Annotated in this window: 9 protein-coding genes; 4 read left to right on the forward strand and 5 right to left on the reverse strand. The window is 67.5% G+C overall.

Annotated elements, in window-relative coordinates; translation table 11 throughout:
• Positions 1 to 7: 7 nt before the first annotated feature.
• Entirely contained in the window at positions 8 to 1114 is a 1107-nt protein-coding gene (locus AC0665_RS13350; RefSeq protein ID WP_478705018.1) for an XdhC family protein, read from the reverse strand.
• 188 nt (positions 1115 to 1302) lie between these two features.
• Between AC0665_RS13350 and AC0665_RS13355 the strand changes: the two genes are divergently transcribed.
• Entirely contained in the window at positions 1303 to 3276 is a 1974-nt protein-coding gene (locus AC0665_RS13355) for a GTP-binding protein (protein ID WP_478705019.1), read from the forward strand.
• Between the two features lie 82 nt (positions 3277 to 3358).
• Complete coding sequence (locus tag AC0665_RS13360) at positions 3359 to 5233, forward strand: cellulase family glycosylhydrolase (protein WP_478705020.1); 1875 nt, start codon at positions 3359 to 3361, stop codon at positions 5231 to 5233.
• On the opposite strand, the gene AC0665_RS13365 is transcribed toward AC0665_RS13360, so the two are convergent.
• Positions 5226 to 6482: a YncE family protein gene (locus AC0665_RS13365; protein ID WP_478705021.1), complete on the reverse strand. Its 1257-nt coding sequence runs from the start codon at positions 6480 to 6482 to the stop codon at positions 5226 to 5228. The genes AC0665_RS13360 and AC0665_RS13365 overlap by 8 nt on opposite strands.
• Before the next feature lie 180 nt (positions 6483 to 6662).
• Between AC0665_RS13365 and AC0665_RS13370 the strand changes: the two genes are divergently transcribed.
• On the forward strand, positions 6663 to 7322 hold the full coding sequence (locus tag AC0665_RS13370; protein ID WP_468404745.1) for a TetR/AcrR family transcriptional regulator: 660 nt from the start codon (positions 6663 to 6665) through the stop codon (positions 7320 to 7322).
• Between the two features lie 211 nt (positions 7323 to 7533).
• Here AC0665_RS13370 and AC0665_RS13375 read toward each other — a convergent pair whose 3' ends face one another.
• Positions 7534 to 9240, reverse strand: a complete 1707-nt coding sequence (locus tag AC0665_RS13375; protein WP_478705022.1) for a M4 family metallopeptidase — start codon at positions 9238 to 9240, stop codon at positions 7534 to 7536.
• Between the two features lie 681 nt (positions 9241 to 9921).
• On the opposite strand from AC0665_RS13375, the gene AC0665_RS13380 reads away from it, so the two are divergent.
• Positions 9922 to 10926: a hypothetical protein gene (locus AC0665_RS13380; RefSeq protein ID WP_478705023.1), complete on the forward strand. Its 1005-nt coding sequence runs from the start codon at positions 9922 to 9924 to the stop codon at positions 10924 to 10926.
• A 216-nt stretch (positions 10927 to 11142) separates the two neighbouring features.
• On the opposite strand, the gene AC0665_RS13385 is transcribed toward AC0665_RS13380, so the two are convergent.
• Positions 11143 to 11502: a hypothetical protein gene (locus tag AC0665_RS13385; protein ID WP_478705024.1), complete on the reverse strand. Its 360-nt coding sequence runs from the start codon at positions 11500 to 11502 to the stop codon at positions 11143 to 11145.
• A partial coding sequence (locus tag AC0665_RS13390; protein ID WP_478605409.1) for a cbb3-type cytochrome c oxidase subunit I occupies positions 11499 to 12505 on the reverse strand: 1007 nt, incomplete at its 5' end. The genes AC0665_RS13390 and AC0665_RS13385, both read right to left, overlap by 4 nt.

The raw sequence follows: 12505 nt of genomic DNA on the forward strand, positions 1-12505 counted from the left end.
CTCGGTTTCAGGGGGAGGTGCGCGGGTGGACCGCCCCCTCGGTCGCGGTGAGCGGCATGCCGGTGCCGCCCCAGCGCAGTGCCACGATCTCGGCGGCGACGGACACGGCCACCTCCTCGGGCGTACGGGCTCCGAGGTCGAGGCCGACCGGTGAGCGCAGCCGGGACAGCTCGTGTTCCGTGAGCCCGGCCTCGGCCAGTCGTGCCAGCCGGTCGGTGTGGGTGCGGCGGCTGCCCATCGCCCCGATGTAGGCGGCCGGGCGGCGCAGCGCCTCGGTCAGCAGCGGCACGTCGAACTTGGGGTCGTGCGTCAGAACGCAGACGACCGTGCGCTCATCGGTCCGGGTCTGGCGCAGATAGCGGTGCGGCCACTGCGCGACCACCTCGACGCCCTCGGGGAAACGCCGGGGCGTCGCGAACACCGGGCGGGCGTCGCAGACGGTGACGCTGTAGCCGAGGAAGTCACCGATACGGGCCACGGCGGCGGCGTAGTCGATCGCGCCGAACACCAGCATCCGCGGGGGCGGCGCGAAGGACTGGAGGAACACGCCGACGGAGTCCTCCCGGCGCTGCCCCTCGGGACCGTAGTGCCGCAGGTCCGTCGCGCCGAGGGCGAGTTCGCCGCGGGCGTCGGCGGTCACGGCCGCGTCCAGGCCGCTCGACCCGAGCGTGCCGGTGGTCCGGTCCGGCCGGACCGCGAGCGCCGCCCCGCGCGGCGCCGGGCCGTCGGTCACCGTCGCCAGGGCGACCGGTTCACCCGCCGCGACCGAGTCCGCCAGCGCGCCGAAGCCGGGATCACGCTCGGGCGTGACCGCCCGCACCAGCAGCGTGATCTCACCGCCGCAGGTCAGGCCGACCGCGAAGGCGTCCTCGTCGCTGTAGCCGAAGGTCTCAAGACGGGCCTCGCCGCCCGCGGCGGCCTCCCGCGCCAGCTCGAACACCGCCCCTTCGACGCAGCCCCCGGACACACTGCCCACCACCTGCTCGTCCGGGCCCACCGCCATCGCCGCGCCCGGGTTTCGCGGCGCGCTGCGGCTGACCTCGACGACCGTCGCGAGCCCGAACGGGGCCCCGGCCGCGTACCAGCGGCCGAGCACCGGGAGAACGTCACGCACGAGCCGCTCCTCTCCGTCGCGCACCCCTCCGGGTACCCCGGCGGCGGTTAATTCCGTTGTGACCCTGCGTGCCGTTCTGCTGCACTGCACAGGAAGCGACGTCACCGAGTCCGAAGGAGCCCCGATGCGCACTGCGTGCATGTCCCCCCAGCCAGGAACGGACCTCTCTGCGAAGGACATGACGCTTCGTGCACCTGCTCAACCTTGGAATTCTCGCCCATGTCGACGCCGGTAAGACCAGCCTGACCGAGCGGCTGCTCCATTCGGCCGGGGTGATCGACGAGATCGGCAGCGTCGACGACGGCAGCACCCGCACCGACACCCTCGCCCTGGAGCGCCGGCGCGGCATCACCATCAAGTCCGCCGTCGTCTCGTTCCCGCTCGACGGCGTGACCGTCAACCTCATCGACACCCCCGGTCACCCGGACTTCATCGCCGAGGTGGAACGGGTGCTCGGCGTGCTGGACGGTGTCGTCCTCGTGATCTCCGCCGTCGAGGGGGTGCAGGCGCAGACCCGGGTGCTGATGCGGACGCTCCAGCGGCTGCGCATCCCCACCCTGCTCTTCGTCAACAAGATCGACCGGGGCGGAGCGCGCCACGAGGACTTGCTGCGGGAGATCTCGGCCCGGCTGACCCCCGCGATCGTGCCCATGGGGTCCGTCACCGGTCTCGGCACCCGCTCGGCCCGCTTCATCCCCGGGCCGGGGCCGGCCGCCACCCTCGACGTCCTGACCGGGCAGGACGACGCCCTGCTGGCCGCGTACGTCGAGGACACCGTCACCGACGCCCTGCTGCACGGCTCCCTCGTCGCGCAGACCCGGGACGCGCTCGTCCACCCGCTCTACTTCGGCTCCGCCGCCACGGGCGCGGGGGTGGAGGCGCTCCTGTCCGGCATCGAGACCCTGCTTCCGGCTGCCGAAGGCGATGCCGACGGCCCGGTGTCCGCCACCGTGTTCAAGATCGACCGGGGCCCGGCGGGGGAGAGGGCAGCCTACGCGCGGATGTTCTCAGGGACCCTGCGTGTGCGCGACCGGGTGCCGTTCGGAGCGGACGGCGCCGAAGGCCGGATCACCGGGATCAGCGTCTTCGGCGACGGCACGGACACCAGGGAGGAGTCCGTCGCCGCCGGCCGGATCGCCCGTCTCACCGGGCTCGACGGCATCCGGATCGGGGACACGATCGGCGAACCCCGCAAGGCCTACGAGCACTTCTTCGCCCCGCCCACCCTGGAGACGGTCGTCGTGCCCGGCCCGGGAGTGAACAGGGCAGCGCTCCACCTGGCGCTCACCCACCTCGCCGAGCAGGACCCGCTGATCGGCCTGCGCCGCGACGAACGCCGCCAGGAGACCTCCGTCTCCTTGTACGGCGAGGTGCAGAAGGAGGTCATCCAGGCCACCCTCGCCGAGGAGTACGGCCTCGACGTCACCTTCCGTGGGACGACGCCGCTGTGCGTGGAACGCCCCGTCGGCACCGGGCGGGCGGTGGAGTTCAACAAGGTGGACCCCAACCCGTTCCTCGCGACCGTAGGCCTGCGCGTCGACCCGGCACCGGTCGGCTCGGGCGTCGGCTTCCGGCTGGAGGTGGAGCTCGGATCGATGCCGTACGCCTTCTTCAGGGCCGTCGAGGACACCGTGCGGGAGACGCTCGACCAGGGGCTGCACGGCTGGCAGGTCACCGACTGCGTGATCACCATGACGCACAGCGGCTACTCGCCCCGGCAGAGCCATGCCCACCAGGGGTTCGACAAGAGCATGTCGAGCACGGGGGCCGACTTCCGCGGCGTGACGCCCCTGGTGCTGATCGAGGCGCTGCGGCGGGCCGGGACGCGGGTCCACGAGCCGATGCACCGCTTCCGCATCGAGGCTCCCGCCGACACGCTCGGCGCGCTGCTGCCGGTCCTCGCCGGGCTCGCGGCCGTACCGGAGACGACCCGCAACCGGGACGACCGCTGCGTTCTGGAGGGCACCGTGCCGGCCGCCCAGGTGCATGTGCTCGAACAGCGGCTGCCGGGACTGACCCGCGGCGAGGGGGAGTTGGAGAGTTCCTTCTCCCATTACGCCCCGGTCACCCACGGCACGCTTCCCGAGCGTCCGCGCACCGACCACAACCCGCTGAACAGGAAGGAGTACTTGTTGAACGTGACACGAAGGGTGGGCGGCTGAGGTGTGGGCACCTGCCGAGCGGGAACTTACTCCAGAGTCAGGGGTGTTGACGGTGTCCTGATATCGCCGGACTGTAGTGGACATGCCGACTATCCGAGCGCGTCTCCTGGTCGTCCTGATCGTCCTCTTCGGTTCCGTGGCGGTGGCGGGCGTCCCGCCGGCCACCGCCGCACCCCCTCCGGACGCGCTCTGGTTCGACGACCCCACCGTCACCGTGCGGGACGGCCGCTTCACCGACGCCCACGGCCGTGAGATCGTGCTGCGCGGCTACAACGTCTCCGGCGAGACCAAACTCGCCGAGAACAAGGGCCTGCCCTTCGCGTCGGTCGCCGACGCCCGCACGTCGGCGACCGCCCTGCGCGCCCTCGGCGGCGGCAACACCGTCCGCTTCCTGCTCTCCTGGGCCTACGCCGAGCCCCGGCGCGGCCAGGTGGACACCGCCTATCTGGCCGCCGCCACCGACCAGATGAAGGCCTTCCTCGACGCCGGCATCCGCGTCTACCCCGACTTCCACCAGGATCTCTACTCCCGGTACCTCTTCGACGACGACAGCTGGTACACCGGCGACGGCGCACCCCAGTGGGCGGTGGACGCCGGGAACTACCCCGACGAGTCCTGCGGGATCTGCCTCTTCTGGGGGCAGAACATCACCCAGAACGAGGCCGTGAAGCGAGCCGCCCACGACTTCTGGCACAACGCGCACGGTGTGCAGGACGCCTTCCTCGCCACCGCCGAGAAGACCATGGCGTACGTGCGGCAGCACCTCGACGGCGACCGTTTCCAGGGCATCGCCGGCTTCGACCCCTACAACGAGCCGCACGCGGGCGCGTACGACTCAGGGCAGACCAGCCGCGCCTGGGAGAAGGACGTGCTCTGGCCGTTCTACGAGAAGTTCCGGGCCCGGATGGACGCGGCCGGCTGGCGTGACAAACCGGCCTTCGTGGAGCCCAACCTCTTCTGGAACGCCAACCTCGACTTCCAGCGGCAGGAGGGCGGCCTGCTCGACGCCGGGAAACTCGGGCCGCGCTACGTCTTCAACACCCACTTCTACGACCAGAAGGCCATCTCCGGCGTCTTCATGTGGGGCAAGGCGGCCGACGGCCAGTACACGGGCGACTTCCGCACCGTCCGGGACCGGGCCGCCGTCGCGCAGACGGCCGCCGTGGTCAGCGAGTTCGGACACCCCCTGGCAGGATCCGTGTCCGACAAGGCGCCGACCGTCCTCAAAGCGATGTACCAGGCCCTCGACTCCCGCCTCAAGGGCGCCGACTGGTGGTCCGACCCGGGCGCCTCGGGACCCGTGCTCTCGGGCTCGCAATGGCAGTGGGACATCTACAACGGCCGCCACCACGAACTGATGAACGGCAACCCCGGCAAGCTGCTCACCACCGGCGACGCCTGGAACGACGAGGACCTGTCCGCCGTACGCCTCGACGACGCGGGCAAGCCGGTGCTGCGCCAGGACGCCCGGCTGCTGGACCGCCTCTACCCGAGCGCCACGGCCGGCGAGACCGTCGGCTTCACCTACGAGGACCGCTCCCGGGACGGTTCGACGACCCTGACCTGGAACCCGGTCCCCGCCTCTTCGCCGAGCGTGCGGCAGCTGGTGGGGTCCGGCCAGTACGGGCTGCTGCTGTGGCGCTCGAACGGCGGCCCGGCGCCCACGGAGTTGCACCTGCCGGCGGGCTTCCCGACCGCGTCCACCACGGTCGTCTCCGACCTGGACGCGGTCCACGCCCCTCCGGCCTACACCGCGGCGACCCCGGTCGGCGTGGCGCGGGAGCCCGGCGGCACGGGAAGCCGCCGCCTGCTGCTCACCGCGACGGACTCGGGCGTCCTGCACTACGCGCTGGTGACCAACGGGGCGACGGCTCCCTCGGCGGAGCTGCTCGCCGAGGCCCGTTCCGAACTGACGGCGTGGGCGGCGAAGGAGGTGGACCCGAAGAGGGTCAACTAGCGGACGGGCTCGTCCAGTCGGCCGCCACATGGCCGAGCCGGACGCGCTGCGGGTGGTCACCGACCGGCACGGACACGACCTTCTTCCCGGTGGCGAAGTCGATGGCCGTGACCTGGTCGGTGCCGCTCTCCGAGACCACGCAGGACCTACCGTCACCGCTGACCGTGGCCCAGTAGGGCTTGGAGGCGGTGACGAGCGGGCCTTCCTGGAGGGTGGCGCGGTCGACGACGGTGGCGTAGTCGTCCATGGTGCCCGCCACGCACAGCTTGCGCCCGTCCGGGCTCATCGAAAGGCCGTGATGGCGCGAGTCGTTGACGAAGGTCGTGCGGTCGTCGCCGGTCACCGGGTTCTTCGGCAGGGTCTTGGTGCGGGTGATCTTGTCGGCCGCGATGTCGTACTCGAAGAAGCCGTTGAAGAAGGAGACCTGGAAGTAGAGCTTCGACTCGTCGGGCGAGAAGACGGCCGGGCGGACCGCGTCGGAGTAGTCCTTGAGGCCGAGCGCGTCGAGTTGCGGCCGCATGTCGATGACCTTCACCTGCTTGAACGTCGTGGCGTCGACGACGGTGATGCGCCGGTCACCCTTCGTCCAGTCCAGCCACGGGGCGTCGGTCTGCGTGTTCACGTCCCCGATCGCCATGTTGTAGATGTACTTGCCGTCCCGCGTGAAGATGTTCTCGTGCGGCTTGTCGCCGGTGCCGAACCTGCCCAGTTCCCTGCCGGAGACGATGTCCAGCACATGGACGGTGTTCGAGGTGGACGCCGACACGGCGACCCGCTTGCCGTCGGGGGAGACCGCCATGTGGTCGGAGCGGTAACCGGACACGGGGAAGCGCCAGTTGAGCTTGCCGGAGGCGAGGTCGATCGAGACGACGTCGGCGAAGCTCGGCCGGGAGACGACCACCGACCTCCCGTCCGGCGTGGAGTACATGTCGTCGACGAACTGGTCGTGGCCTTCGCCGACGCTGTTGCGGATCGCCATGAAGTAGATCCACTTGATCGGATCGGCGTTGATCGCCGCCATCCGCTCGTCCTTGTCGGGGACGACGTCGATCCGCCCGATCTTCGCAAAGTCACCGGAGGACCGTATGACGTCGGCGGTGCCGTCCCAGTTGTTGCCCACGAACAGCACCTCGCGCAGCGCGGCGGAGGAGCCGGGGGCGGCCGCGGTGGCGGCGGTCGCGGGGGCGGCGGCGGTCAGGGTGAGGGCTGCGGCTATGGAGTACAGGTGCCGGCGTCGGAAGACGGGCATGACTGCTCCCCTCTCTGCTGTGGGGTGAGCTGCGTGAGTGGGACATGCCAAAGCTGGGCGCATGAAACTCTGAACACACGTGCTTTCAGAGTGAACTTACTGCAAAGTAAGGAAGGGTCGGCTCCTCCACAAGACCGCGGGCACGACAAAATCAGTGTTCGAACGAGGAAAGGAGAGCCGGTGCCGGGCAGACTCAGAGCGCCGACCGGCCGCTACGGCGGCAAGACCGCCGAGGAACGGCAGGCCGAGCGGCGCCGTCGGTTCCTCGACGCCGCGCTCCAGCTGTTCGGCGACACCCCCGGCTTCCGCTCCACCACGGTCGCGGCACTCAGCGAGACGGCCGGGCTCTCCACGCGCCAGTTCTACGAGGAGTTCCGCACGCTCGAGGACGTCCTCGCCGCGCTGCACCTCCAGGTCAACGGCTGGGCCGAGGCGGCGGTGCTGGAGGCGGCCGCGGGCGCGGCGGACCTGCCGCTCGTCGAACGCGCCACCGCGATATTCCGCGCCTACGCCGGGAACGTCGCGGCCGATCCGCGCCGGATCCGCATCACCTTCGTGGAGATCATCGGCGTCAGCCCGCGCCTGGAGGAGCAGCGGCTCGCCCGCCGGGCCGGCTGGGTCGACCTCATCTGCGCCGAGGCCGACGCCGCCGCCGCACGGGGAGAGGCCGCCCCCCGCGACTACCGCCTCGCCGCGACGGGCTTCATCGGCAGCGTCAACGGCCTGCTGCACGACTGGAGCGCCGGCTGGGTCGACGCGACCCTCGACGAGGTCGTCGACGAACTGGTCCGGCAGTTGCTGGGGATCCTGTGGCCGCCGGGGTGGAAGCCGGAGGGGTGAGGCCGGGGGCCGGGGGCTTCTCCGGTACGCTGCCCGGCCCTTGAGACACCGCCCCGCCGACCGTGCACGCCGACGCTGACGCCCCCGACCGGCCACGCACGCCGCGAGGGGCCGTCGGCTCCTGCCGACCGGCAGGGCCAGCCAGGGCATCAGGCCGGCGTCGGTCCCCTCGGCCAGGCGGCTCCAGCAGGTCTGAAGGGTGCCGCGAAGCTTAAAGGATCCCGACCGCGGTGAAGGCCGCTTCGACTGCGGCGACCTTGGAGGTCAGCTGGTTTGCGGGCAGTACTCGGAACAGAGTCCGCGCGCTGGCCACGACCGCGCGTCGGCTGTCTGTGAACTGCGAGGTTCGTGATAGCCGCTGCGTCAGGGCCAGATAGAACATGGCCGCCACCTCGGCTGGGCTCAGATTGAGTGAGCCATCGTCGGCCTGTGCGGTGAACAGGTGGAAGGCCGCCTTGTTGTGGATCCCGCTGTTGACGTGTACCCCGCCCCAATCACCAGCCTGGGTGTTGGGCAGCACGCGGAACTGATCCATGTGTGCCGGCTGCCCGAATCGAGGCGGGTCCGACAGATCACGGAACGGCTTGCCCCCGTGCAGGAGGTTCTCACCCAGCAGCCAGTCCCAGGTGCGGGGATCCTCCTTCCCCGAGTTGGCGACGATCGTCCCGAAGATGTCGGAGTAGGACTCGTTGAGGGCCCCCGACTGGAATGCGTACTCCAGACGTGACGTGTGGTCCGTGACACCGTGGAACATTTCATGCGCCACCACATCAATATTGGCGGACAGGGAGCGTAGTTCGTCTCCATGCAGCACTTGGCCATAGACCATCTGCCGACCATCCCAAAAGGCATTGATCCATTGCTTGAGGCCGGGACTGCTGGCGGCGACGACACAGTTGATGGTCGACCGCATGGGACCACCTCGTCCGTCGATGTTGTCCCGCCGCAGCACCTTGCGCAGAAACTCGGATACCGCGACGGCGTTGGCGTGGGCGCTGACGGCGCTCGGTGTCCAGGTCGGCGGATTGGTGATGGGGGCACCCGGCAGCCGATCACGGTCGACGGAGGGGTCACCGAAGTTGAAGCCGAAGGTTTGCACGTTGTGGATGGGGTCGTTCATGACCAGGCTTTCGCCTTGCCGTGAGACGAGGAAGGTGCGCTTGACGTCGAAGCTGTCGGTCGCCGTCTGCTCCTCAGCAGTGGTCATGCTGGGTGTGCGCGGCAAGATGGATACGACTTGCCCGTCGTGAGCGTCCACCACGTAGTCGACGAACCGGGGCGGCTCGAATGTGCTTTCCTGGCCCAACTGAAGCTCGACTGTGTGGTCCACGGTCACCGGCACGTCTTCGAGGATGTACACGAGCCGCCAGCGAGACGCGGTAGCGTCGAAGTAGTGGTACAGGCGAGGAACCACACCGGCCAGGACGGGTACATAACCATGCGGCGCGGTGGCGGCGGCCGCCAGGGCGTTGCCCGCCGAGACGGTGGCGACCGGGTCAACCTCCTGGGGCTCGCCAAGAGCTGAGTCGATACCGATCAGATCGTTGGCCTTGTCGAGTTCTACAGTCACCAGTGAGCCGTAGACCGGGATGTCATTCAGCGTCTGACGGAACTTCACCGTGCGGGTGTCGGTGAGCGGGATCGTCTCCGTGCCGATCGTCTTGAACCGGCTGGTGACTCCGTTCGCCACCGGAGCACTGAAGGACGGCACCGTCGCGCTTGCCAGGGCCTGGTCGAGGTAGCGACGCGCTGCCATCTCGGGATCGAGGTCGCGCTCACTTTCGAGCCCCTCCGGTCTGACGCTGGGGCGTGCAGCTTGCTCCTCCTGCAGTTGCGCGAGGGTGCGGGACGACGACGCGTCGAATGTGTGCAACGAGAAGCTGCTGAGACCATTTTCTGCGGCTTGTTGGTTGGGCATGACGTTATTCCTTACGGAGCAGGGTGGGGGTTCGTGAAAAACTCGCTCTCGACGAAGTGCTGCGTATGAAGTGGCTGGAGCGATACCCGGAAACCGACCGAGGCGGACAGGCAGGGGGCGACGGGGCAGCGGCGCCCTCCCGCGCGAGCTTGACGAAGGCAGCCTGCGGGTCAGGTGAGGTTGATCGTATGGTCGAGCGAGGTCACCGGCGCGATGGTCTTTCTCATGCCGAGCAGTCGGGAATCGCTGCTGCCCGTGTTCCAGTTCTTCCTCGGTTGCGATGGCCTCAAGAAACGGGCGTGTGGAGGGTCGGTCTCATTCACCAGGACCGGAGCACTCGCCGCCCTGTCAGCGTTGTGGGCGAAACTCCGTATGTACAAACTAGGTTCAGTGCATCCGCGTCGCATCCTGAACATGCGATCAAGGTTGTAGCGTCGGTGAATTCTCCGGGTACCGCGACACGGCCGGTGCGCTGTCCGCCCTATGATGTTTGACATTTCGACGATTTTACCCCTTGATGTTTGAATGGTAGATGGTCCCAATATCACCGATTCTGAGATGCAACTGGACTGCGATGTGCATAGCATGAAAGTTACTGACCGAACCGCATTCGGCGTCGAAGTGTCACCGATGTACCTGCACATGTAGAAAGGTTGGCGCGTCATGCCACCCAGTAGGAGCATGGCTCTCGACTCAGATAAAGATGTGGCTGGTTACACCAGATCCTCATGGTGGCAGCGCACCGTTGCGCACATAGCAGAACTCCAGTGTCAGCTCAATCGAATCAGGTCCCTCAAACCTCAAGGGCTTGCGCCGCATGAAGGGGAAATCGCAGCCAAGATAGAAACGCATCTCAATGCTGCGCGACAGGCAGCAGACCGTAAAAAGAATCTTTGGTCGATAATTTCTGGAGCTGACATCGACCGGGCGTTCGCTAATATACACCGGGCGGAAATCAAGATCCTTCGCCTGGTTCCTAAGGAAGAGCTTAGCGAATGGGGGCCATTCGTACTCGCAAACGCTCGGCAGCATTTGGGCAGCGAAGATCCCCGTCGCGACAAACTGGAGAAGCAACTCCGTAGCAATGGTCATAAGCTCACGGAAGACCTGCGTGAGCTCGCTGTCACTACGCTGCTAGCTGCTCAGATGGTGGAAGAAAAGGAGCGGGCGAAGGCTCGCAGCTTTCGAAACATATTGCTTGCATCAGTGGTGGCGACAACGGCTATTTCTGGCCTGTTCATCCTTTGGGGCTTTTTGTCGCCATCCTCGATTGCGTCGAACATCTGCTTCACTCCGGACCCTGCCGGACCTAAGGTTTGCCCGATCGGGCGCTCCGAAACGGGTCAGGACGTCTTGCTTGTCATGGCGTTCGGGTCAGGTGCGGCAGCCTTCGCGGCGGCCGTTTCTTTGAAGAGTATCCAAGGGACGTCAACCCCGTATTCAGTTCCCTTGATGCTAGTGCTGCTTCGAATTCCGGTAGGCGCCTTGGCTGCCCTCATGGGCCTTGTTCTGATCCATGGTGGATTCATTCCAGGTCTTTCGAATCTGGATAATGCACCGCAGATTATTGCATGGGCAGTTCTATTCGGTATTCTGCAAGAGAGTGTCACTCGGCTGGTAGATCGACAGGGTAAGGACGTCTTGAATAACATACGTGGAGCCGAACGCGGGTTCGAGGCGAGTTGAACGAGAAAGGGATAAGGAGAATCGAACTCGCGCTCTCAGCTCGGGAAGTCGCAGCGCTCTGCTCTCCCAGGAACCGCCACCTTGGTGACCCTGACGACGGCTCCGCCGTTCCGTGCCTGCTCGCCGATCTTGGCGTGCGTGTCCTGGTCGCCCTGTGCTCTTCGACCACCCGGGCAGACCCGTTCCAGTGATCCAACCCTGCCGAAGATCATTTCGCTAGGAGTTCCAGGCCGCCGCCGACACCACCAGCCCCACCGCCACCAGCAGCGCGACCCCCAGCAGGGATCCCGCCACCAGTCGTGCGCGCAGCCTGCGGTACCGCGCCTCGTACTCGCCGCGCAGTTCCTCTCCGCGCCGGGCCGTGTGCTGCCAGGAGGTCCGGGACAGGGCCAGATGCTCCGCCGCGAACAGCGCCTCCATCTCCGCCCGTCGGGTCTCCGGCAGCCAGTCCAGCCCGGCCATCACACGGGCCGCGGCCCTGTGGGCCTCCTCGCGTGCCGCTGCCGCGAGCAGATGGCCCTCGACCTCGTTGTGGAACGCCCGCAGATCCGCGGGCGGTTCGTCCGTCGCCCTCACCGGAGCGTCAGCTCCCGCTCGGCCGCCGCGACCGCGGCGTGGTGCAGGTCGAAGGCGGGCGACTCGGAGCGGATCTTCGGCAGGGCCAGGAAGTTGTGGCGCGGCGGCGGGCAGGAGGTGGCCCACTCCAGGGAACGCCCGTAGCCCCACGGGTCGTCGGCCGCGACCGGCTCACCGTACTTGGCCGTCTTCCAGACGTTGTAGAAGAACGGCAGCATCGACATCCCGAGCAGGAACGAGAAGACGCTCGACACAGTGTTCAGCGTCGTCAGCCCCTCCACCGCCAGATAGTCGGGGATCCGCCGCTGCATGCCCTCCGCGCCCAGCCAGTGCTGGACCAGGAACGTGCCGTGGAAGCCGATGAACAGCGTCCAGAAGGTGATCTTGCCCAGGCGCTCGTCCAGCATCTTCCCGGTGAACTTGGGCCACCAGAAGTGGAAGCCGGAGAACATCGCGAACACGACCGTCCCGAAGATCACATAGTGGAAGTGCGCGACCACGAAGTACGAGTCGGAGACGGCGAAGTCGAGGGGCGGCGAGGCCAGCAGCACACCCGTCAGCCCGCCGAACACGAACGTGATCAGGAAGCCCGTCGCCCACAGCATGGGCGTCTCGAACGACAGACTTCCGCGCCACATGGTGCCGATCCAGTTGAAGAACTTCACACCGGTCGGGACCGCGATGAGGAACGTCATGAAGGAGAAGAACGGCAGCAGCACACCGCCGGTGACGTACATGTGGTGGGCCCACACCGTCACGGACAGACCCGCGATCGCGATGGTCGCGCCGATCAGACCCGTGTAACCGAACATCGGCTTGCGGGAGAAGACCGGGATGACCTCACTGATGATGCCGAAGAACGGCAACGCGATGATGTACACCTCTGGATGGCCGAAGAACCAGAACAGGTGTTGCCACAGCAACGCGCCGCCGTTGGCGGAGTCGAAGACATGGGCACCGAACTTGCGGTCCGCCTCCAGCGCGAACAGCGCCGCGGCCAGGA

This window comes from Streptomyces sp. NPDC043685 (assembly GCF_056436585.1).

Coding starts and splice junctions, on each gene's coding strand:
- AC0665_RS13360 (WP_478705020.1), top strand. CDS start 3,359: ATGCCGACTATCCGAGCGCGTCTCCTGGTCGTCCTGATCGTCCTCTTC.
- AC0665_RS13365 (WP_478705021.1), bottom strand. CDS start 6,482: ATGCCCGTCTTCCGACGCCGGCACCTGTACTCCATAGCCGCAGCCCTC.
- AC0665_RS13375 (WP_478705022.1), bottom strand. CDS start 9,240: ATGCCCAACCAACAAGCCGCAGAAAATGGTCTCAGCAGCTTCTCGTTG.
- AC0665_RS13380 (WP_478705023.1), top strand. CDS start 9,922: ATGGCTCTCGACTCAGATAAAGATGTGGCTGGTTACACCAGATCCTCA.